This is a genomic window from Eubacteriales bacterium mix99 (assembly GCA_038396605.1).
Lineage (GTDB): Bacteria > Bacillota > Clostridia > Caldicoprobacterales > DTU083 > UBA4874.
This window is the reverse complement of the sequence record CP121690.1, coordinates 2,137,432-2,160,181: the sequence shown is the minus strand read 5'-3', so window position 1 is coordinate 2,160,181 and position 22,750 is coordinate 2,137,432. Positions and strand designations below refer to the sequence as shown.

Annotated in this window: 17 protein-coding genes and 1 pseudogene; all 18 read right to left on the bottom strand. The window is 51.8% G+C overall.

What is annotated here, in order from left to right; all coding sequences use genetic code 11:
* Positions 1-386 precede the first annotated feature (386 nt).
* Positions 387-1,022: a SurA N-terminal domain-containing protein gene (locus QBE55_09510; GenBank protein WZL77785.1), complete on the bottom strand. Its 636-nt coding sequence runs from the start codon at positions 1,020-1,022 to the stop codon at positions 387-389.
* Positions 1,023-1,199: 177 nt separating this feature from the next.
* Positions 1,200-2,684 carry a glycerol kinase GlpK gene (gene glpK, locus QBE55_09505; GenBank protein WZL77784.1) on the bottom strand — a complete coding sequence of 495 codons (1,485 nt, stop codon included), beginning with the start codon at positions 2,682-2,684 and terminating at the stop codon, positions 1,200-1,202.
* Between the two features lie 72 nt (positions 2,685-2,756).
* Positions 2,757-4,142, bottom strand: coding sequence for a sn-glycerol-1-phosphate dehydrogenase (locus QBE55_09500; protein WZL77783.1), 1,386 nt, complete (start codon positions 4,140-4,142; stop codon positions 2,757-2,759).
* Between the two features lie 110 nt (positions 4,143-4,252).
* Positions 4,253-4,606, bottom strand: a pseudogene (locus QBE55_09495) (DUF1667 domain-containing protein).
* Between the two features lie 86 nt (positions 4,607-4,692).
* On the bottom strand, positions 4,693-6,042 hold the full coding sequence (locus QBE55_09490) for an FAD-dependent oxidoreductase (protein ID WZL77782.1): 1,350 nt from the start codon (positions 6,040-6,042) through the stop codon (positions 4,693-4,695).
* On the bottom strand, positions 6,036-7,496 hold the full coding sequence (locus QBE55_09485; protein ID WZL77781.1) for an NAD(P)/FAD-dependent oxidoreductase: 1,461 nt from the start codon (positions 7,494-7,496) through the stop codon (positions 6,036-6,038). The genes QBE55_09490 and QBE55_09485 overlap by 7 nt, the downstream gene beginning before the upstream one ends.
* 128 nt (positions 7,497-7,624) lie before the next feature.
* Positions 7,625-8,218, bottom strand: coding sequence for a glycerol-3-phosphate responsive antiterminator (locus QBE55_09480; GenBank protein ID WZL77780.1), 594 nt, complete (start codon positions 8,216-8,218; stop codon positions 7,625-7,627).
* Between the two features lie 192 nt (positions 8,219-8,410).
* A complete protein-coding gene (locus tag QBE55_09475; protein ID WZL77779.1) occupies positions 8,411-9,673 on the bottom strand; it encodes a Gfo/Idh/MocA family oxidoreductase in 1,263 nt (420 codons plus the stop codon).
* Between the two features lie 55 nt (positions 9,674-9,728).
* Positions 9,729-11,720, bottom strand: coding sequence for an FAD-binding protein (locus QBE55_09470; GenBank protein WZL77778.1), 1,992 nt, complete (start codon positions 11,718-11,720; stop codon positions 9,729-9,731).
* 2 nt (positions 11,721-11,722) lie between these two features.
* Positions 11,723-12,496: a 3-ketoacyl-ACP reductase gene (locus tag QBE55_09465; GenBank protein WZL77777.1), complete on the bottom strand. Its 774-nt coding sequence runs from the start codon at positions 12,494-12,496 to the stop codon at positions 11,723-11,725.
* A 14-nt stretch (positions 12,497-12,510) separates the two neighbouring features.
* A complete protein-coding gene (locus QBE55_09460) occupies positions 12,511-13,578 on the bottom strand; it encodes a LacI family DNA-binding transcriptional regulator (GenBank protein ID WZL77776.1) in 1,068 nt (355 codons plus the stop codon).
* A gap of 152 nt (positions 13,579-13,730) precedes the next feature.
* Positions 13,731-15,086 (bottom strand): NADH:flavin oxidoreductase, encoded by a 1,356-nt coding sequence (locus tag QBE55_09455; protein WZL77775.1) that lies wholly within the window; start codon positions 15,084-15,086, stop codon positions 13,731-13,733.
* Positions 15,087-15,356: 270 nt separating this feature from the next.
* Positions 15,357-16,136 (bottom strand): sugar phosphate isomerase/epimerase, encoded by a 780-nt coding sequence (locus QBE55_09450; protein WZL77774.1) that lies wholly within the window; start codon positions 16,134-16,136, stop codon positions 15,357-15,359.
* A gap of 21 nt (positions 16,137-16,157) precedes the next feature.
* Complete coding sequence (locus QBE55_09445) at positions 16,158-17,315, bottom strand: Gfo/Idh/MocA family oxidoreductase (protein ID WZL77773.1); 1,158 nt, start codon at positions 17,313-17,315, stop codon at positions 16,158-16,160.
* Between the two features lie 99 nt (positions 17,316-17,414).
* On the bottom strand, positions 17,415-18,686 hold the full coding sequence (locus QBE55_09440) for a cellulase family glycosylhydrolase (GenBank protein ID WZL77772.1): 1,272 nt from the start codon (positions 18,684-18,686) through the stop codon (positions 17,415-17,417).
* Positions 18,676-19,761: a LacI family DNA-binding transcriptional regulator gene (locus QBE55_09435; GenBank protein ID WZL77771.1), complete on the bottom strand. Its 1,086-nt coding sequence runs from the start codon at positions 19,759-19,761 to the stop codon at positions 18,676-18,678. The genes QBE55_09440 and QBE55_09435 overlap by 11 nt, the downstream gene beginning before the upstream one ends.
* A 422-nt stretch (positions 19,762-20,183) precedes the next feature.
* A complete protein-coding gene (locus tag QBE55_09430) occupies positions 20,184-21,911 on the bottom strand; it encodes an FAD-dependent oxidoreductase (GenBank protein ID WZL77770.1) in 1,728 nt (575 codons plus the stop codon).
* Positions 21,908-22,726 carry a polysaccharide deacetylase family protein gene (locus QBE55_09425; protein WZL77769.1) on the bottom strand — a complete coding sequence of 273 codons (819 nt, stop codon included), beginning with the start codon at positions 22,724-22,726 and terminating at the stop codon, positions 21,908-21,910. Before QBE55_09425 ends, QBE55_09430 begins: the two co-directional genes overlap by 4 nt.
* Positions 22,727-22,750 lie beyond the last annotated feature (24 nt).

The window sequence follows — 22,750 nt, the reverse complement described above, 5'->3', positions numbered from 1 at the left end:
GCGGTACAGACATTATTCCAACAAACCATACCAATATCTTCTAATTTATTTATACAGCCTGTCACCTGGTATGTCAAATCCTATACCATGCAAAAATAACGCCGTATTCCTTACTATATCAGAATATGGCTTTTTTCCTGACTAATTCGCACTGTTGCGTTCATTTGCTTAGCTATCCGTGCACTAATCTATTCTGCCTTCCAGGAGCATTCACTCCCCTCCGGTTCCATCTTAATCATGCAATCCCATCCTTTCTTCTATCATACTGGTTTAAGTTCACAACTCGGGTAGCCTTCTCCAAAGTCCTGTCCCGATGTGTAATCCACACAATGGTCAGCCTGTCTTCTTTATTCAGTTTCTCAATGGTTTGAACAATTGAAAAGCCTTTAATTAAGATATTTTATTTCTGCATTATCAAACAATTTTTCTTTATATTTCTGGTAGTAATCTTCAAAGGCGTTATGAAACTCCGCTTCCGAAATATCGTTGTTTTTTTCTTTAAAATCCGGCTTTAATATTTTGTTTTTATAGGTACCCTGTATAATCAGCTTTTTGTAAATTGGCGTTACTATTTTAATGTACTCCTCTTCCGTAATATCAGCTCCCGAAAGATAATTCTGAAATTCTTTATAGGTTGTTGTTTTTTTTAGAAGTTTCATCTGATCCTCAATTACCTTGCTTACCTCATCGTCACTTACAGTGATATTGTGTTCTTGTGCTTCCTTCGTCAATAATATGTCGGTTGCAATCTTCTTTATTATTTCTTCCTCCGATTTTTTGTCACCAAAAATTTCATAAGACATCTTATAGTCATCTACTAACTTTTGAGTTATCCTTTTGCCGCCAACCGTAGCTAACACTTTGCTATCATCAACTTCTGCCTTTCTTTCGATGTTACCCTTGTAAAACTTCCCAAGCACTGTAAATGGATCATCTTTAAAAGCAATTGCGATGAATATGAAAAGTGCTGAAACTAAAAGAGCTAATGCCAAAATGAATCCAAATCTTTTTTTGTTTTTCATCAGAAAAACTCCTTCCTAACCAATTTCAAGATTTAAGACTCCTGTGACAAGTTTTGGTTCCTGATTAAATTATACCCTATACAATTATAAATTCAATAGTAAATTGAAGAAATAAAGCACCCAAAAGAAGCCTTTCGGCTGCTTCCTGGGTGCGATATATTTAAGGCTAAAGAGCTGTCAAAAGCTCCGGCAGCTGTTGACGGCCCTTTTCCATGCCATATATTTTTCTGTTCTCTCGGCGTCCTCCATCTGCGGAACAAATTCCCTTTCCGCCTGCCATATCGTTTGGATCTCCTTTTTATCCTTCCAGAACCCTGCTTCCAGCCCGGCCAGAAATGCCGCTCCCTGAGCGGTGGTCTCCACATTGGCCGGACGGATCACGGGAACGTTCAGGATATCCGACTGAAACTGCATCAGGAAGTTATTTGCCGATGCTCCCCCGTCCACCTTCAGAGCAGCCGGATGAATCCCGGAGTCCTCCTCCATGACGGACAGGATATCCCGTACCTGATAGGCAATGGATTCCAACACGGCGCGCACAATATGGTTCCGGTTCACCCCACGCGTTATGCCGAACAGGGCACCCCGTGCATACATATCCCAGTAGGGAGCCCCCAGTCCGACAAAGGCCGGTATCATATAAACACCCTGCGTATCCGGTACAGACATGGCCAGTTTCTCACTTTCCGCAGCTGTCCGGATCAGTCCCATTTCATCCCTGAGCCACTGGACCGCTGCGCCGGCAACAAAAACGCTTCCCTCCAGGGCATACTCGGTTTTCCCGCCGATCCCCCATGCAATGGTGGTAAGCAGATTATGGGACGACAGAATCTGCTTCTCCCCGATATTCATCAACAGAAAGCAGCCGGTCCCATAGGTGCTTTTTGATGCCCCGGTTTCAAAACAGGCCTGACCGAACAGGGCGGACTGCTGATCCCCTGCCGCTCCGGTTATGGGAATCTCCGCGCCAAACAGCGCCGGATCCGTCGTTCCCAGATATCCGCTGGACGTCCGGATCTCCGGCAGCATGGCACGCGGGATGTCCAGCAGCTTCAGGAGCTCTTCATCCCAGCACAGATCCCGTATATTGCAAAGCATGGTCCGGGAAGCATTGGTGACATCCGTGACATGACTTTTCCCCCCGGTCAGATTCCAGATCAGCCAGGTATCCATGGTCCCGGCCAGGATTTCTCCCCGCCTTGCCCGTTCCCGCAGACCGGGATTCTGATCCAGGATCCATTTGATCTTGGTGCCGGAAAAATAAGCGTCAATCACCAGACCGGTTTTCTGCTGAATCGCTTCTCCCAGCCCTTTTTGCTTCAGATCCTCACAAATGGAAGCGGTCCGGCGGCATTGCCACACCACCGCATTCCCCACCGGTTTTCCCGTACTGCGGTCCCATACCACCACGGTCTCCCGCTGGTTCGTAATGCCGATGGCGGCAATCTCCTCCGCCGATACATGGCAGTCCTTCCATACCGTACGGATCCTGCCCAGCTGGCATTGCCAGATCTCCTCCGCATCGTGCTCCACCCACCCAGGCCTGGGATAAATCTGGCGAAATTCCCTGGCAGCGGAACCGACTTCCGCTCCCTCCCGGTTGAACAAAATGGCACGGCAGCTGGTTGTCCCCTCGTCCAGTGCCAGTATGTATTTTTTCATGCGTTGCCCTCCCTCATCTCCTGTAACTTCCAATATTATTTTACAGGCATGGGAAGGCAAAGTCAATTTGATTCACTGCATGAATTCACAGGGCCAAAGGGCATCTGCGACATCCTCCGCCATTCCCAGATCCCACAGAAGGCGGCTGGCATTGTACTTATCCCGGATATCCCTGGTTGCATGAAACGTTTTCCGGACCACTTCCCCGGAAAGCCCCAGGGCTTCCGGATCCACAGGCGCTCCGACAGACTGCAGCAGGGCAACGGCTTCGGATCGCGGCGGCAGCTCTTCCTCCATGATATCCAGAATATCCTGCCACCCTTCCAGGATGATGTCCAGGCGCTTTGCATGTTTCTCCCGGTCATATTTTCCTTCCTTCTTTTCCAGAAGGATCAGACTGCCGGCGCTGGAACCCAGGAATTCCTTCAGAAACGCGTTGTGCCTTTTCATATCAAACCGGTTCACATATTCCAAAGCTTTTATCCGGTCCGGCTGAATGGTCCGGATCCTTTCGTAGACCTTCAGGGCCAATATGGTGCCGATTCCGACCTGAATGCCGTGAAGATCACTGCCTGTGTGAAACTCCAGTGCGCGCATATCCCAGACATGTGAAAAATAGTGCTCCACTCCGGACGCCGGACGGGAAATGCCGGCAAATCCCATGGCAATCCCGGACAATATCAGGCCTTCCAACACATCCGTCACAGCCTTCGGATCCCTGTCCGCCAATCCGCCGGCGGACTCCGCACACTTTTTCAGGGAGCGCCGCACCAGGGCAGCCACCTCTTCACAATAATATTCCCCATTGATCCGATGGGAGATCCTCCATTCACAGATACTTACGTATTTGGCCAGCATGTCTCCCAATCCCGCCTGAAGCATCTTCATGGGAGCCTGGCACACCACATCCGGATCTGCCAGAATGGCAACCGGACAGGCGCTGTCCAAAGATACCTTCACGCCGTTTACGATCATGGAAGAGGTGTTGGATGCAAACCCGTCCATGGATGGGGCGGTCCCCACAATCAGATACCGAAGGCCGGTCACTTTGGAAAGCATCTTGCTGATATCATTGATGGTACCGGTACCAATCCCCACAATAAAGTCGCAGCTCCGGTCAAAATTTATGGCAGCCTGGCCGACGGAAAATTCATCCGGCTCCAGGTGCTCCCGGGGAAAAGAAAAGCCCATAAAATCCATGCTGCTTTCCTTCAAAACGGACTCTGCTTCTTTTCCCGCTGCCGCATACGTATTCCGGTCGGAAAGGAGAAAAGGCTTTGTCCCGCCATACTTTTTTACAATCTCCGGCAATTGCCGCAATACCCCTTTCCCGATTCGGACTTCCCTTACATCGGTATGATGATGCTTTCCGCAGCGACACGCAAAGCCTTCCTCCCTCAGCAGCCCGCTTAACGGCAGATTGGAAAACCCTGTCTCCTGCATTCGGTCCTGTTTCACTACAGCCCCACCTCCGGTTTTTATTTCCCTTCCATTTACATGGCTGCAGGTCCATGCCTGCTATCCTCATTCCGTACCTTCGGGCTTTCTGCCTTCATACTGGCAGCCGGAACATTCCGCGTAGCCACCACATGGACGTTGGTGCCACATACATTGTCCAGCAGAACATCCCCGATCCGGACCGGCGCGAATGCATGAATGCGATGAATTTCCTCCATGCATTGCCGGATCTTCTCCTTTGGCACAGTTCGCTCCGTTTTTACCGATACAAGAGGAAAAGCCCCGCCCGCAACGGGAACCGTTGTCGTCAGCACCCGCTTCGGCGCGGTGCACTCCTCCCGCGCATAAGCACTGCCTCTTTTGCAGCCATTTCCTGTTACACGGCTAATCGTATCACCATTCAGGGTGACATTCAACTGACAGCCCATGGGGCAGACGATACAAGTCAGTTTTCTCTCTTCCATGAACAAACCCTCCTCGCTTTCGAATGGTATGGTCTATGAATCCTTTCACCTGTGGGTACACGTCTGACAGATGATCCCATTTCCTTTCATTTGTCCTGAGAAACAAGCTCAACACGGAGCTCTCTGCAGGGATCCAGATCCCCCGCCAGCTCCGGCTTCAGGGTTAGAGTCTCCATCTCCCCCGGCGCAACTTTTCTCTTTCGAACAGAATAAATCTCATGATCTTCACATTGCACCGCGATACGGACATTCCGGTAAATCCCATCCACCCGGAAAAACAGTTTGAGTCCCTCCGGATGCTCTCCCCGACTGACGTACTGGGGCACGACATATTTGATGCCATTCGCAGCCACCGTTTGAATCCCGTCGCTTTGGCGGCCTGCTTCTGCTGCCTCATCCGTTTTCTGATCCTGTACGGATCTGCCTGTTTTTCTGCCTTCATCCGAAACGCTTCCCGCATCATTATGCTTCAGAATATATTCGGCTGCGCAGCGGCCTGCGGTAATGCTTTCCCGGGTTACAAAGTCCACCAGATCGTGAACGTGCACCACATTGCCACAGGCAAAAATGCCTTTCACACAGGTCTCCATGGTCTCTTTCACAATCGGCCCGGAGGTAAGCCGGTCCAGCGGAACACCGGCTTCTTTGGAAAGCTCATTTTCCGGAATCAGTCCCACGGACAAAAGCAGGGTATCACAGGGAACATATTCTTCCGTTTCCCGGATGGGCTGCCGGCTGGAATCCACCTGTGCAACGGTAACCCCTTCCAGCCGTTCCTTCCCGAAGATGTTGGTCACCGTATGGCTGAGTTTCAGGGGAATCCGGTAATCCTCCAGGCACTGCACGATGTTTCGGTTCAGGCCGCCGGAGTAAGGAAGCAGCTCACAGACCATCCGGACTTCCGCACCTTCCAGAGTCAGCCGTCTTGCCATGATGAGCCCGATATCGCCCGAACCCAGGATGACAACTTTCCGGCCAGGAAGATACCCGTCCATATTGACAAACCGCTGAGCAGTACCGGCGGTATAGATCCCGGCCGGCCGGAAACCCGGAATATTCAGGGCACCCCTTGTCCGTTCCCTGCACCCCATGGCCAGCACCACAGCCTTCGCCTTTATTTTCATCAGCCCATCGGTTCGGTTGATCGCGGTAATGGTCCGATCCCGACTGAGATGCAGCACCATGGTATCGCATTTATACGGAATCCCCTGTTCCTCCACCTGTTCCACAAACCGTCCGGCGTATTCCGGGCCGGTCAGTTCCTCGCCAAAATAATGGAGGCCAAACCCGTTATGAATGCACTGCTGCAGAATACCGCCCAATTCCTTATCCCTTTCCAGGATGAGAACCTTTTCGATTCCATTCTTCCTGGCTTCCAGGGCAGCAGCCAGTCCTGCCGGCCCACCACCGATCACTGCCAAATCCACTTTCAGCATGATGGCCCCCTCTTTTCCGCCAATAATTCGGATCCTTTACCTTTTTTTGTCACTCTTTCTTCCGGTATCCGCAGTTCCCTTGCAAGGATGGCTGTCACTCTGGGCGTGCAAAATCCGCCCTGGCATCTGCCCATCCCGGCCCGGGTCCTCCGCTTGACTCCGTCCAGGCTCCTGGCGCCTGCCGGCCTCCGGATGCTGTCCACGATTTCTCCCTCCGTAATGATCTCGCACCGGCATATCACATTTCCATACAGAGGATTTTCACGGATCAGCCTCTGCTTTTCCTCATCCGTCTGTTCCCGGAATCGAACGGCGGGTTTTCGGACAGGCTGAAAATCGCCCCTGGGAACCAGCGGCAGCCCTTCCTTCCCTAAAAGGTCCACCGCATATTCCCCTATGGCGGGGGCTGCGGTCAGCCCGGGCGATTCGATTCCCACCACATTCAGGAAGCCTTTTACTGTCCCGGATGCTTCTATAATAAAGTCTCCGGTGTCCGGGGTTGCGCGCAGCCCGGCAAAGGAGGTGATGACATCGCGGAATGGAATATCCGGCACGGATTTGCCTGCTTCTTTTCTTATCTTTTCCAGTCCTTCCGCCGTCGTGCCGACATCGTCCTTTTCTGAAACGTCCAGGGCTGTGGGCCCCGTCAACAGATTGCCGTCCACGGTAGGCGCCACCAGGACACCTTTTCCCATTTTGGTCGGCGTCTGAAAAATCACGGAATGAACCAGATTGCCCTGGCTTTTATCCAACAGCAGGTATTCCCCTTTTCTGGGATGAATGGTAAAGCTCCTCTCCTGCACCATCTCCGATACAACCTCACCATAAACCCCGGCAGCATTAACCAGATAGGATGCACGGATTTCTCCCTGCTCCGTCGTCAACACAAAATTCTCCTGCCCCTTTTCCATGCTTTTTTCTTTTCGGATATCCAGTACGCTGCAGTTCCGCTTCAGATCCACCCCATTCTGAACGGCATTTTCCACGGCTCCCAGAGCCAGTTCATAGGGACAGGTAATACCTGCTGTCGGCGCATAAAGGGATCCCACCACCCGGTGGGATACATTGGGCTCCATGGCGACTGTCTCCTTTGCATTCAGCAGCCGAAGACCGGGCACTTTGTTCTGAATCCCGTTCTGATACAGCTGCTCAAGAACCGCCCGATCCTCTTCATTGAATGCCAGAACCAGCGAACCGATCCGTTTGAACGGAACCCCCAGCTCCCGGGTGGCCTGCTCCATCAACGCATTTCCCCGTACATTCAGAAGACTCTTCAAAGTACGATGCTTTGCATCATAGCCTGCATGCACGATGGCACTGTTTGCCTTGGTGGTCCCCATGGCCACATCTTCTTCCCTTTCCAGCAGGCAGACGTTCAGCTGATATCGGGAAAGCTCCCTGGCGATAAAGGCTCCTGTCACTCCGGCGCCAATCACCGCTGCGTCATAAACCATTTGTCCTACCCCCATCCATAATTTCAAGCAAAATCAAATAAAAAAGAGTACGCAAAAAAAGACAGGCTTCTGTCCGTTCCTTTTTGTGACTCCGTTTTCTCCGCACAAATTATTCTGTTATTCCAGGCCTATAAACTCCATAAACCAATCTTTCCAATGGATGCTCCCACGGCACCGGCCTTCAGAATCCCAATGATGTCGCACTTGGAATCCACCAATCCTCCGGCGATGACAGGTATGTGCACCTCTTTGCAGATCCTGCTGATCACATCCGGCATTACTCCCGGCATGATCTCTATCATATCCGGTTTTCCGGACTGAACCTGCCGGATCGCGGTACGATAGGACTGACTGTCAATAAGAAAAAAGCGCTGTATGGCAAAAAGTCCCTTCTCTTTGGCACGGCGAATCAGATTCCCCCGCGTACTGATGATCCCGTCCGGCTGCATCTTTTCCGCAATATAGTCCACTGCCCTTCCGTCACTTCCCAGGCCTTCCACAAAATCCATATGGACAAAAGCGCTTTTGCCTCTTTCCTGGATTTCTTTCACCAGGTACTTCAGGTTGAAGATGTCAGAATTCAGCAGGAAGATCGCCGTAACCTCAGAAATCAATGCCGCCTTCATTCCTTCGTCGTCGCGCACTGCCGCTATAATCGGGTTATCCTGCAACCGTTCCAACAATTCACTGATGAGACGTTCCCCTCCAATTCGGTGTGGCATCCGCTGCCTCTTTAATATACTCCAAGCCGTAAATCGTGTCAAGTTTCACAAAAATAGAGGAACAGTGTTGCAAAACAACGGAGCAATCTAATTGATATTTGCTCTGATAAATGTCTCAACATCTCCCAATGCGCTTCTATAAGACACAAAAGCAACATAGCCCGGCAGCATTTTAAATCTTTGAATTTTTTCTTACAGTATAATCTGTCTTCCCCGTACTGCCCATTCGGCACCGGCTTCCGAAGGCAAAATGCCTTTCGCGCAGCAATCATTCATTCGCTCATAAAGGCCGTCAATCCAGACGATTTCCTTCTCCTTATCGTAACGCCGGACGGCGTCCGGGAAATCCGGAATATTAGGAACGGAACGCTGCATGGCATCAATGCACAGCACATGGGAATAAGCCGTATGCAGATCGCAGGGAACTCTGCCCTTACCATGAACGGCATCCATCATGATCCAAAGTTTATTGGCCGCATTGCGGTTGGGATCCCCATACGACTTCTCCCTGCCATCCCAAAAACGGACGGTGATCCCTTTCCCGCTCTCCGGACCGTCAAAATAAGCGGTGCCATTTTCAAACTCATATTTGAAAACCGGCCCCAGGGATCGGTTTACCGCGTGGGTGGCGTAATAGCGCAGTTCTGCGCCGAAGGCGGTGGTAACCCGAACTGCTGCCGTATCAAAGTTTTCGATTTTGTTGGCCCGGTACAGCTCCGCCTCCACCTTTGCCGGAACCGCAGCGGTATTTTCCCTGTCCCCCAATACATAAAACATATTGTGCAGATAATGCGCCGTGGCGTTGTTGGCTACACTGTCCCGAATCATATGACCCTGTCCGTCGCTCATCTTCCCTGCCCAGCTCCGGGCAAAATAGTTTTTGTCCCTGGGCCAGAGGATCATGGTTTTCAGCAGCACCGGCTTTCCCAGGTCTCCCTGCCGGATATCCTCCTTCAATTCACGAACCGCCCGGCTGAAGGACCATTGAAAGCCGATCCCCACCAACAGCCCGGTGGATTTCTGAACCTCCATCATCTTCCTGGCTTCCTCCGGCATAGCGCTGATGGGCTTTTCACACAGTACATGACTTCCCTTCTCCAGGGCCATGCATACCTGCGCACAGTGAAAATGAATGGGGGACGAAATGACAGCGAGATCCGCCTTTCCGGAGCGGTAAAAATCCTCCATGGTATCGTACCGGGGAATCCCTGCCCGTTTTATTTCATCATATCTCCGGCATCCTTTCGGAAAAGGATCCACCACCCCTGCAATCTCTGCGTGATGCTCCCTGCCATGATCCAGCAAGGCGTTCACATAGGTATTTCCGTATCCTCCGATTCCCACCAGCAAAATAGATGTTTTCTCCTCCATTTTCCCCTTCCTTTCTGTTCTGATCTGCTGATTTCCCTGCAACTGTATCGTCCTTTTCATTCCATACGGACTTATTGCCAGCATATGGCCCTCCCGCCTTAAAACTCTGTCCATAGAGCCATTTCATACGAATTCATTGTCATCGCAGAATGTTTCCCTTCCGGTAATCCGCCCAGACATTTTCAAACCAATCGTTTTCTTTTGGAATGGGATGGACCGGCCGCCAATGCATGCTGCAGCTGCCGTTCTCATAGGATACCTCCTGAATCTGATCCGACAGAAAAGCATCATCGGATACGGAAAAGCGGAAGCTTTCCTCCAGTCCTTCCGCAGGCAGCTGTCCCTGCGGATCCGCAATCAGATAAGAGCCCCTGCTCTTTCCTCCCTGACGGATATAATCCACAATGGCGGAAAGATAGGCAATCTGCGTAATCAGCAGATCCAGATTCTGATAAGCATAATAAAGTTCCGAAGGAGAAGACAGACAGGTCTGCGCCCGGAAAGAGGCGAGGTCCCCTTTGGCTTCTTCCAGGGCGGCCTGTGCCCCTGAAAGGGACCGAATATGAGCTCCTGCATCCGAAGTTCGCCTGCCAATTCGCTCCCTCATCTGCCGGACATTGCTCTCCGGATCCGTCTTTTCCAGCAGAGCCTCCCCCAGATGGATTTTGGTTTCCAGGACCGGCCCTGTCTCCTGCAGAAAGCTCTCCCAAGTCATGGGCTTGTCTGAATAGTTCGCGGCAATGTACTGAGCTGCCCGGGTACTTCCCACCTGTCCGGAATTCAGGGCACTGCCTCCCGGGCGATAAATGCCATGGCTGCCGTTTCCCTCGCCTACCGGGAAGAAATGGAGGAGATTGCTTTCCCACCAGAGACTGCCGGAAAGGCCGCCGTTGTTATGCTGGGCACACACGGCGATTTCAAGATAGTCCTCCTCCAGGTCAATCCCGTGATCCCGGTAAAGATCCACGGCAGGTTGGTTCATGTGTCTCAGCCTCTCTATCGGCGTCCCGAACAGGGCGCCGGAATTCTTCAGATAGGCATGGCTTTCCCTTCCCAGAATATCAAAATTCAGATCACCGCCGGAGGGACCCGCCGGGTTTCGGGTATAATCCAGAAAAACCCTGCGCCCTTTCCGCACGGTTTCCCGATAAACCAGGATGTCGATCAGGGAAGAGCCGAATTCCAGCACTTTTCCCGGATCAAAAGGCCACTGATACCCTTTCAGGAATATCGCGTCCAGCATTTTCCCGGCATCCGGAAAGGTATCCAGGAGAAACTCCCTTTCGTCACTGCCATCCTTTTCTGTGGAAACATAGCGCGGCAACACCTGCTGATAGGTGCCCGACAAATTCCACCGGAACCGGATCGAAGCAATCCCGTACTGGGACTCCGTCAGGTTTTTGCCTTTTGCGCCGGCTTCCAGGGCAATGCCAGTCCCGCCGGTCTGACTTTCGGGATAGACCGAAGTGCGGTACAGCCCGGCCGGACCGCCGGTGGCATAAACAATGTTGGTGCAGCGAAATATCACATATCGGTCATCGGGGTTTTCCGGATGATTCCGGTCCAGGGCCAGCAGCCCCACGGCGTGGCTTTTGCCCCGGTCGGTCAGTACGGCAATCGCCTGATATCCGTCAAAAATCCGTATCTTTTCCTGCAGTACCTGCTTCTGCAGGCACTCTGTCATCATTCTGGAAGTCAGGGGGCCGGCGGATGTGGCCCGCTGCCGCGGATCATGGTCGGTTTGATAACCCACATATTCCCCAAAGCGGTTATGGGGAAAGGGAACCCCTGTTTCCACCAAATGGTGGAAGCACCCCACTGACATGGCGGCTTCCGCCAGGGCAATATCACCGTCCATGGCCCCTCCGTCAAAAAGCGTTTCTGCCATACCCATGACGGAGTCCGGGGTATCACCGCCCAATGTCAGCTTATAATAGGTCTGCTTGTCGGAGCCGGTGTTCCGGGAAGTCCCCATGTTCCAGCCTTCCGTTATCAGAGCGATATCCTTCTGCCCAAAATGAACCAGCCGGTCCGCGGCATTCAGACCCGCCGCACCGGATCCCACCACCACCGTATTCAGGGAAAAGGTCCGGATGCTGCGCCCGCAAAGGGAAATGCGTTCCTCTTTCATGGCTATAACCTCCTGATATGAAACCCGCCGTCCACATCGATGGCCTGGCCGGTGGTGTAAGCCAGCTTTCCCGAGCAAAGGGCGGACACGGCATTGGCGATATCCTGCGGCTCTCCCCAGCGCCTGATCGGAAGGAGACCTTCCGAAATCATCCGGTCATACTTTTCCGAGACCGTCTTTGTCATATCGGTCCGGATGATGCCGGGCCGGATTTCATACACCGGAATACCGTCCCCGGCCAGTCGGTCCGCAAAGAGTTTGGTCATCATTCCCAATCCGGCTTTGGACATACAGTATTCTCCCCGGTTGATGGAGGAAGTGTATTCCGAATTGGAGGATATGGTGATGATAACGGGACGGAAGGCAGGATCCTGGGCCTTTGCCTTCAGCATATCCTTTGCAATGGCCTGGGTCATAAAAAATGTCCCTTTCAGGTTGATGCCGATGACAAAATCAAAACTCTCCTCCGTCATCTCCAGAAGATCCGCCCGTACTTTGGGGGCAACACCGGCGTTGTTCACCAGGACATCCACCCTGCCATATTTTTCCCGAACTTCCCGTGCAAAGACTTTCCGATCCTGAGAGGAGCCGAGGTCCCCATGGAAATAAAACAAATTGCCGTTCACGGAACGGATCTGCTCCAGATTGTCCCGAACCTTTTCCTTGTAATTGATATCCATAATTGCCAGTTTATAGCCTTCCTGTGCCAGCTGCAGGGCTATGGCATGACCGATTCCCCGGCTTCCGCCGGTTACGACTGCCGTTTTTTGATTCATTGCGATTCCTCCCTTTATTCATGCCGATTCTCTGATTCCATGATGCATTGATTCTTTCTGTCCCTTGTCGATTGTCTCACAATGAGCTCCGTATTCATCACACGTACAAACGGTGCGCTCTCTTCCGAAGTGGACGCTTTCCCTTCAATCTGTGAAATAATCCGCTCCGCGGCAGCTGCCCCCATTTGATATAAAGGCTGGCGCACGGTGGTCAGCGGAGGATCCAGAAACGGGGCGGACTCCAGATCGTCAAATCCCATCACCGAAATATCATCCGGAACCCGGTACCCGGCATCCTTCACAGCCCGCATCACCTGCAGTGCCATGGGATCGCTGGCGGCAAACACAGCGTCCGGTGCAGGCCGGGCTGCAAGAAATTCAAGTACGGATTCATAACAATTCTGAACATCCGGAATCTCCAGAGCAAGGGATGGATCAAAGGCAAGACCGGACTCCCGCAATGCTCGCAGATAACCCTGAAACCGCTCCCGGTAAAGTGTCAGTCCCTGATCCCCGTTTACCATGGCAATTTTCCTGTGACCGGTCCGGATCAGATAGGCAACCGCTTGCCGCGCCGCTTCGATATGATCCACAACCACCGCATCCACACGATCCTCCAGCCTGCGGATCAGCAGGACAACGGGCAAACCACTGTCCTTTAATTCCGTAATGTGCCCGCTCTGCTTCCCCGACGTGGCCAGAATGATCCCGTCCACCCATTTCTTCCGCAGTTTCTGAATGTATTCCATTTCAATGTTCACATCTTCATCGGTATTGCATAATATCACCGTATATCCGAACTTCCTGGCGGTATCTTCCACCCCCCTGGAGACCAGCGGAAACACCGGATTGCAAATATTGGGAACGATCAGGCCGATGGTCCCGGTCCGGCCTTCCTTCAGTCCCTTTGCCAGTGCATTTGGCTGATAATTCAGCTTTTGGGCTGCTTCCAGCACTTTTCTCCGGGTGGATTCCTCCACCGGAGTTCTCCCGCTGAGCGCCCTGGAGACCGTGCTGGCGGATACTCCGGCGACCCTTGCCACATCCTTTATGGTAATCATCTGACCGTTCCCTTTTTCCATGCTTCCTGTTCTGCTTTCTCTGCCTTATTTATCTGTCTGCTTCCTCTGCCCTGTTTATCTATTTGCTCCACCCATCCCCGGACGACCTGACTCCAGTTTATTCGTCTGTCATATTCTTCCATCATCCCATGTCCGTCCCGGACGACCTGACTCTAGACATGTTCCGCCAGGCGCTTGTCAATCAGCGTGGGTTTCCCGCCCCGGCATTCCCGGTACTGCTGTGCATATACCCCGCTGTCCCTTACCACACATCCGGTTTTTCCGCCAAATCGCATGATTTCCGAACATTTGCTGCAGGAAATACAGCATTTGGAGCGTTTCATCCCGCCTTCCCGGAAGATATCAAGGGGAAAGTCCGGATAAGCTATGGCCTGCCGGCCAAATCCAGCCAGTTGAAACCAGCCTTTGCCAATGGCTCCGGCAGCAACCATGGCGCCGTATTCCCTCAGCCAGCTGAGGCCCGTTCCCATGACGATCATCTCCGGCACCGCCTTCTGAATCTCCCTGCCGCAGCGCAAAAGCCGCTCCGTGCTGACCAGGGGATGCTCCGGAGGAGTGTAGAATCCCAGGTCATAGGGCCGATTGATATGCGGATTATAGTATGGATTGCCGCATGTTACATTCAGAATGCGGACGCCTCTCTCCCAAAGCATTCGGGCCAGCTTTTTCGGTTCGGACAAATCCGGCACCCGATAATCCTCCCGATCCACTCCCCACCCGTAAGGATACGGAATGCCATCGCAGGCATTCAGCCGCACGGCAATCGCCATGCTGTCTCCCAGACGGTCCCGGATTTTCTCCACAATATTCAACAGAAAGCGGGTGCGGTTTTCAAAGGAACCGCCGTATTTTCCTTCACGGGTAAAGGCAGATAACAGTCCGGAAATCAGATATCGGTGGGAAGCCTTCACATCCACCGCATCAAATCCAACCTTCTGCGCCAAAACGGCAGCCTCCACATATTTGTCTTCCAATGCTTCCAGCCCGGAGTCCGTAATCACGCAGTCGTCGCTCATATCCGGTCCGTCCAGATAGGGATTCCGGGCCGCAATCACAGGCTCCGACTTCCCCTCCGGCCGGCTGTAGCGCCCGGAATGGGTCAGCTGCAGCACAGTATACGGTTGATCCTCCGGAGACCGGCTGTCCCGGATCCGGGAGCACAGCTCCCGGAATCCGTCCTGTGTCCGGGGAGTCAGATAAAATTGTCTGGGATTGGCTCTGCCGTTTTGGGTCACCGCGTTCGCCTCCAGCCAGATAAGTCCGGCCCCGCCTTTTGCAAACCGTTCGTACCGGCGAAAAGCCAGCTCATTCGGGGATCCATTTTCCTCTCCGTCGCACCCCTCCATGGGCTGAATGGCCAATCGGTTGGGGATGGTTTTCCCGCCAATCGACAATGGACTGGAAAGAACCGCCCAATCCTCCGACAACGGAAGCTCCACACCGTTATCCGCCATTGCATGCTTAAATCGTTCCAATGTGTCCATATCAAAACGCTGATGCACTGTCATGACGCACCTCCTGATCGTGATTTATCTCGTAGATATCTGTGATTTCATCTTCTGCAATCGATTGTGCAATCGTTTTCTTCTTCTTATTAAACTATTCGATGAAAAAGATGAAGTTCCTGCCAAAAGAAATAAATAAGATGAAAAAAATTACATGATTACATGATTACATGATTACATGAAAAAGGCATCGCCGCAATCCCATAAAAAAAGACAGGCACTGCCGTTCAATGCAATGCCCGCAGTGCCTTTTTATTTTCCTTGTTCCGCCTTTTACAGGCCCATTTGTTTCAGATTCCGCCTGCTGATCGCAAGGCTCTCAAAGGGATCACGCTGGCAGACATCCTGTTCCACGCAGGCCCACTTTACATCGTTCTTCGCACAGGCCTCCGTAATGCCCTTCCAGTTCAAATTTCCTTCCCCGATCTCCGCCATGATCTGCCTGCGTTCCTTGCCGACATCCGCCATGACCATATCCTTGTAATGGACAACATCCATGCGGCCTTTTACCTTATTGATCCATTCGATGGGATCCGCTCCGCCATGCTGGACCCAATAGGTGTCGATTTCAAAGTCCAGTGCCGCAGGATCGCTTTCCTGAAGCAGGATTTCCATGCCGGTCACCCCGCCGAACTTCCGGAATTCAAAGTTGTGATTGTGATAGATGAGCTGCAATCCGTTATCCTTCAGAATTCTGCCATACTCCGATGCCTTTTTGGCAAAGGACACCAATCCATCCTTATCTGCCTGATAATTGCCGGGCATGGAGCCGATGCCCACATAATGGCAGTTCCAAAGCTTATGCTGGGCGATCACATCTTTCATATCATTTTCCAGCCGGTCAAAGCTGATATGGGTTGCACAGATGGTAAGGCCGAATTCATCAGCCAGATCCTTCATTTCCTGATGCCCGATGGGGCCGATAGCAGACACCTGCACGGCATCATATCCTGCCTCCCTGATCTTTTTCAGGGTTTCCCGGATGGCAGATGGAGTCTTTGTAAACTCCCGTACGGTATACATTTGCGCTGCAATTTTTGGATAATTCATCATGAATACACCTCTTTCCCAGGATCAGAACGTACCGTCCACATTCAGGGTACTGCTGCCTGCTGTCTTTTTGAAGGTGGAAGTTTTAACTTTCTCCTGCAGTTTCTCATAGTACAGATCCTCATCCACAGGAATGTCCACCCAGTCATCTGTCCAGGCAGACAGATGCATTGCATTGGAAATCTGCAGGCCGTTGATTCCTTCGATGCCGGGCGCCAGCAGAGGCGTGCCCTTCAATATGGCCTCAACCCAGTTTTTCGTAATGCCTTTGTGCTCTGTGGCTTTTCCCCGGACAGGAATTTCACACTTCCAGCATTCGGGTTCGCCGAATCCACCCTTATACTCCGCATTGAACTGCCGTTCCGGGACCCTCAGGCGCCAGAAAGTAATCTTTCCGTCCTCCACTACCAGTTTCCCACGGTCCGCAGAGATTTCAAACCGGTTGGTCCCCGGCGTCTCTCCTGTCGTGGTGACAAACAGGCCGGTCGCACCGTTTTCATATTCCACATAGGCCGTGACGTCATCTTCCACTTCAATATTGTGATATTTGCCGAAGGCACAGAACGCCCGCACTCTCTTTGGCATCCCGCACATCCACTGCCACAGATCCAGCTGATGGGGATCCTGGTTCAGCAGCACGCCGCCGCCTTCTCCTCCCCAGGTGGCCCGCCATCCGCCGGAGTCATAATAGCTCTGGGAACGATACCAGCTGGTGATGATCCAGATGGTCCTTTTGATTTCCCCCAGTTCCCCGGACCTGACCAGATCCCGTACCTTCTGATACAGGGGATTGGTCCGCTGATTATACATAATGCCGAATACCCGATCGCTTTTCTGAGCGGCTTCGTTCATCTCCCGGACCTGACGGGTATAAACGCCGGCCGGCTTTTCCGTAAGGGTGTGGTATCCCAGCTCCAGGGAGCGGATTGCCAGCGGGGGATGAAAATAATGTGGGGTGGCAATCATAACCGCATCCATGGCTCTGGAAGCAAAAAACGCTTCTGAGTTGTCAAACCTCTGAACCTTGTCACCAAGATGCTCCTTTGCCCATTTCAACCGTTCGGGATTGATATCGCATACCGCAGTCAGCTCCGCATTGGGAATGTCCCCTCTGGAGAGATAGGAGGCATGATTGCTGCCCATTCCGCCGATTCCGATAATGCCGATCCGAACCTTATCCATAACTTTCCTCCTCTCATACTCGCATGATATGTAAGCGCTTACATAAAAGTATGAAACAATTCTGTTTCCTTGTTTATTATAGCATCATTCTGCCGTTTGTCAATTTTGTTGCTGATGGGAATCCTCCGGTATACATGAATATATCCTTTTGTCCCTCGAATCGTCCACATGCCCGTCCGTGTACTCCGTTAATTTTTCAATCAGATTGGCATCCGGAGAATAACCATTTTCTGTCTGCCCTGAACTCCATACCTCCATCATTCGATCATAGCTGTCGGTCTCCGGATCAACAACCTCAGTGAAGGGATTGCGATAAAGGAACCAGTCGTCTAATGTACTTTTTGCCCCTTTATAAGTCCATGTGGCCCAGCTGATGCCTTCCCGGTTATAAGCGGACAATGCGTAATCCCATATTCCTCCGCTCTGAAATTCTCCCACCAGTACCGGCACTTTCCAATCGGCCCGATCCCTGATGTCGCGGATTTTCTGATCCACCTCTTCCGTTTTCCAGTTATAGTTGTGTGTCTGATACAGCATATTTGTCCAGCCATAGGAACGGGGATCCGGCAGATTGTTTATTTCCCATACCCCTTCCACCGAAATGACATGCTCCGGATCCACTTCACGTATGGCACGGATGATCCGATCATACATATTCCATAACTTGGCATCACTTTTGCGCAGGGCATCAAAACCGTTCATCGGCTCATTCAGCAAATCATAAGCCGCCACAGCTGCTTCGCTTTTATACCGCTCTGCAATGCGCGTCCACAGCTCAATCGTAAGAAGACGGTATTTCTCTCCGGATTCGGTGTCCTCAAACAGCCCGCTTACCCCAACACGTCCGCTGCTGTGGTCGTCGCTTTGGAAGCCCGGCGCACCGTGCATATCCGGAATGACATACATTCCACGCTTCGCACACTGCTCCACCAGCCAGTCCAGACGTTGAAAGCCAGGATTTTCATCCATGTTTTCGTCGCCATAATAGGTTCCGTTGCCGTCCTTCTGAAAATTACGATACCAGAACGGCACCCGGACACAATTCATCCCCATGGACGCAATCTTATCCAAATCCTTTTCCGTGATCCAGTTGTCCTGATAGGCGTCAAATAATCCGAGAACCTGCTTCTCCGTAAAATCCCGCTGCTCCAGGGCATGCAGGGTATCCCAGCTGCCCCAGGCCTTATCAGGCTTCGCCAGCGGACACATCCATGCTTCCTGAATCAGCCACCCTCCCAGGTTGGTTCCCCGCAGCACAACCAGTTCCCCTCTGCGGTTGAAGAGCTTTCCGTCCTTGCCTTCCAAAAAATCCTCCTCCGTCAGCGCCGCATGCCCAGACTGCGGTATAACCTTCTTCTGTTCAATCATCATTCAGGACATCCTCCTCCGGATCCGTGATATTGTCCGCAGGCTTGTGCAGATCCCCGGAAAAGCGGATCGCACAGGAAGCCCGAACCACCAGCTGCGTCTTGATCCGGGACATCTGCCCTTTTGTTTCCGGCTGCATCAGACGCAGCAGCTCCTCCACGGACTGACGGGCGATTTTGGACGTGGGATTCCGAACGGTGGTCAAAGACGAATCACAGCGCAGCACGGCGTCTCCATCGTCAAAGCCCATGACACTCATCTGTTCCGGCACGGCAATCTTCAAATCCTGCAAGGCACGCAGGCAGCCCACTGCCATTTCGTCATTGGCACAGAAAATGGCATCCGGCCGGAAGGCAAGATGGGACATTGCACCCCGGACAGCGCTGTAGGCAGCATTCTCCTCAAAATATCCCTGAATCATCCATTCCGGATCGATGGGCTGTTTAAAATGCCGCATGGCCTGCTGAAACGCCTGATAACGCTCAACGCTGTCAAAATTGTTCGTACCCTTCAGAAACGCAATCCGCTTGTGCCCGGTATGGACCAGATATTCCACACCCTGGGTGATACCCATTTCATTGTTGACCAGCACACTGGACAGTTTGTTCCCGGCTACCTGTTTATCCAGAAAAACATAGGGGATCTTTTTGCTTTCCAACACGCCTACATCCTTATCCAGCAGATTCTCATTGAGGATGACAGCGCCGTCAATATTGGAGGAAAGTATCGTGGCAGCCAGGCGCCGGCTGGTATAGGAATCGCTGATATGCACCAGCATGGCAAACCCTGCATTGCTGCAGGCGGAATACATTTCCTGAACCAGACGGGTATAAAACGTTGTGTGAAAATTGGGCAGGAAAAGACCGATATTGTTTGTTTTCCTCTTTTTCATCAGTTTTGCATTCAAATTGGGTACATAATTTAATTCCTTCGCCGAGTCAATAACCCGCTGCCGGGTTTTCTCCCCTACATTGGGCATCCCGTTCAGTGCATTGGATACGGTGGAAATGGATACCCCTGCCCTTTTGGCTACATCCCGGATTGTGATCATGCTGTCTCCTCTCTCCTGTTGCTTCATGCTTATTCCCCAAAATGTTATGGAAGTTATGGAAGAATTGTCGACTGCAGATTCATACGGCTCCAAATAATTAAAACGTTTTACCTCTGTGTGCCTTCCATAATTGCTCTGCTCTCTGATTTTCCGTTTGCTTCCGTCCTGTAAAGACTATCATTTCATGATGTATTTTCACTATTTTTATTATATTTGCACAAAAACGTTTTGTCAATACAAAATAGAAAATTCCCTCAAAATAGGCTTCTTTTTCCACTCTATCTTACTGAATAGTATTTTGATCCATTCCAGAGCTATGTTTCCTGCACTTTTCATAAAACGTTTTATATTAAGACGTCCATAGGATCATGTGGAACTGCATATTTTTTCAGGAGCGCATCTTGCGGTACGCTCCTGAAAAGTCTGAAGAAAAAAAGTCCTTGCCATAATTACCGGACATCCCATGCGAACAAATGGGCTTTCTGTGAGCCCCAGGTCTCTTCCGGAATGAAACGAACAGCAGATGTCCGGATATCCATCTCCATTTTCAGCAGTCGCTGATAATTGTTGTCAACATGCCATAGCGTTTCCCATTGCCCGTTTTCCTTCTCCATCTCTATCCGGAATGTCCGGACGAGAGTCTCCGGAACCTTCCGGTCATTGCCTGAAAGGGGAAAATTGCAGGGCATATTGTGCGTTTTCCGGTTCAGATCGCTGTCAAAGACAAACCGCATTTCACGAATTTGCTCCGGCTTGTCAAACCGGTATTCGATCCAGGATTCCCGCAGCAATCCGGTCCAGCCGTTGTCCTTGCCGCCTACGGGACGATCCATGCCGTTTCGCAGCGGCTCCGGATTTCCTTCGGAAGAATGCAGATGGGCCCTCCGGGTCAGACCGCAGATCTCCCTTTTCTGCCAGGGCAGGTAGCAATCATCCTCCATCAATGTCTGCTGCAGTTCCTTCACGCTTTTTTCATAAACCTCCCGTGGGCTCAGGCCATCCCTTACCGCTATGGCGCAGGCAGTCCCCACGGCCTGACCCAAAGTGGCGCAGGTCGCCATGACCCTTGTGGCACTGAGGGCTGCATGGGTGACGCTGATATTTCTTCCTGCAAAGAACAGGTTTGCAATGTTCCGGGAATACAAACACCGATAAGGGATCCCAAAGGGGGATGGCGCCGGGTGATAAATGGTCGGATATCCGGGATATCGGAATCCCGCCGGATTGTGATCGTCCATGGTCCACCCGCCATAGGCAACCAGATCCGGAAATCTTCCTTCCGCACGGACATCATTTTGCGTCAGGATATGATCTCCAGCGTACCTGCGGCTTTCCCGCTTTCCCGGGAGAAATCCGACCCAGTCCAGCGTCCAGTTTTCTGCGCCATGATCTCCGTGATTCTTCACATGATCCCACACGCCAAAGGCGATTTTCAGCAGTTCATCCCGCATCTCTTCCGTATCATCAATGCTGTCCCTGTCTCCGCCCAGCTCAATCCACCAGAAGTTGGATGCTTTTACATCATGACTCCGGCAGGGCAGATCCTCATCCGTAGGATACGAGTATGCCCACGCAGGCGGAATAAACTCCTGATGCCGATTGGTTTCCCGGGCCTGGATCAGGCAGCTCATACCCATGGTCTTCCCGTCAGCCTGCTCCGGCTCAATATCTTCCTGAAACTCACCCGCCGCTTCCCGTCCCATCCGGTATTCCGCACCGGTAAGGGGCGCCAGGATGCTGTCCCCCGAACAGTCTGCAAACAGACCGGCCTCCACCGTATGCCAGGTCTGCGTCGTCATCTGCCAGCCCCGGACGGACCGGATACGATTTCCGTCCATCGTCACGCCATTGCAGGTACAATTCAGCAGCAAGGTGATATTCTCCTGATATTTTACCTTTTCATACAGGACACTGTCCCATATGGAAAAAGAGGTAGCGGGATTCCGGTATCTGTTTTCCAGCTCAATTTCCTCCAGAATCCCCGTCTCGCGGTTGTTTTCCCCGTGAGCTCCGCAGATCCACATACGTATCTCTGATGAGACATTGCCGCCAAGAACCGGCCGGTCCTGCATCAAGAGCACCCGGACGCCGTGCCGTGCCGCAGAAATGGCCGTACACATTCCTGCCAGTCCGCCTCCCACCACACATAAATCTGCCTGATGTGTTCTCTCCTTCATTCTTCCTTCTCCCTTCCTGAAAGCCGGCATACCCGGCCCGGCTTGACTTCAGCCGCCCTGCCGTCCACACCGATCCACACGCTGTTCGCCGAAGGATTATACACAGCGGAACCATCCGCAGAGAACTCCAGGTCCTTCAGGGACTTTACATAACGGCATATCTCCATATTGGTTGCAAACCAGATTTCTTCCTTTCCGGAGACCATCTGGAAGAAATCCTCCATGACATCCCAGTTATTGTCCCTGGGAAATTCAAAACTGTGTCCCCATACATACAACAGTTGCATTCTTTGATATCGTTGAGGTTCCAGGAAACGCCGGGCATTTTCCAAAAGATTGTGATTATGATGACAGGTAGGGTGCCATTGCATAAAGTCTTTGGGAAGTTCAAAGGAATCGGTGGCCAGCGTCGTTCTGCTGTATACAATTCCCTGTGCTTTCAGGAGGCTTATCACTTCCGCATCATATGCGCCGAAAGGATAGGACATGCCATGGATCGGATAATTCACCGCTCTCTCCAGGTTGATCCGATCCTGCCGGACCTCCTGACAGATCCGCTCCCGGGAAATATGATTGAGAAAGGGGTGCGTCAGGGTATGTACGGAAACTTCATGCCCCTGGTACAACTGCCCAACTTCTTCTTTGGTGACATACCCTTCTCTTCCGAAGAAACCGGAGTTCAGATGAAACGTGGCTTTCATTCCATAGCGATTACACAGGTCCACCAGTTTCCTGTCATAAATTCTCCCGTCATCATAGCTTAAAGTAATTGCTTTGGTCTTTCCACAAGGATAGTAATTCAGAGTTACGTCCATTTTGTTTCCCCCCAGGATAGTGAA

Coding starts and splice junctions, on each gene's coding strand:
- QBE55_09510 (WZL77785.1), bottom strand. CDS start 1,022: ATGAAAAACAAAAAAAGATTTGGATTCATTTTGGCATTAGCTCTTTTA.
- glpK (WZL77784.1), bottom strand. CDS start 2,684: ATGAAAAAATACATACTGGCACTGGACGAGGGGACAACCAGCTGCCGT.
- QBE55_09490 (WZL77782.1), bottom strand. CDS start 6,042: ATGCTGAAAGTGGATTTGGCAGTGATCGGTGGTGGGCCGGCAGGACTG.
- QBE55_09485 (WZL77781.1), bottom strand. CDS start 7,496: ATGGTTTATGACGCAGCGGTGATTGGCGCCGGAGTGACAGGAGCCTTT.
- QBE55_09480 (WZL77780.1), bottom strand. CDS start 8,218: ATGCCACACCGAATTGGAGGGGAACGTCTCATCAGTGAATTGTTGGAA.
- QBE55_09475 (WZL77779.1), bottom strand. CDS start 9,673: ATGCTGGCAATAAGTCCGTATGGAATGAAAAGGACGATACAGTTGCAG.
- QBE55_09470 (WZL77778.1), bottom strand. CDS start 11,720: ATGAAAGAGGAACGCATTTCCCTTTGCGGGCGCAGCATCCGGACCTTT.
- QBE55_09465 (WZL77777.1), bottom strand. CDS start 12,496: ATGAATCAAAAAACGGCAGTCGTAACCGGCGGAAGCCGGGGAATCGGT.
- QBE55_09460 (WZL77776.1), bottom strand. CDS start 13,578: ATGGAAAAAGGGAACGGTCAGATGATTACCATAAAGGATGTGGCAAGG.
- QBE55_09455 (WZL77775.1), bottom strand. CDS start 15,086: ATGACAGTGCATCAGCGTTTTGATATGGACACATTGGAACGATTTAAG.
- QBE55_09450 (WZL77774.1), bottom strand. CDS start 16,136: ATGATGAATTATCCAAAAATTGCAGCGCAAATGTATACCGTACGGGAG.
- QBE55_09445 (WZL77773.1), bottom strand. CDS start 17,315: ATGGATAAGGTTCGGATCGGCATTATCGGAATCGGCGGAATGGGCAGC.
- QBE55_09440 (WZL77772.1), bottom strand. CDS start 18,686: ATGATGATTGAACAGAAGAAGGTTATACCGCAGTCTGGGCATGCGGCG.
- QBE55_09435 (WZL77771.1), bottom strand. CDS start 19,761: ATGAAGCAACAGGAGAGAGGAGACAGCATGATCACAATCCGGGATGTA.
- QBE55_09430 (WZL77770.1), bottom strand. CDS start 21,911: ATGAAGGAGAGAACACATCAGGCAGATTTATGTGTGGTGGGAGGCGGA.
- QBE55_09425 (WZL77769.1), bottom strand. CDS start 22,726: ATGGACGTAACTCTGAATTACTATCCTTGTGGAAAGACCAAAGCAATT.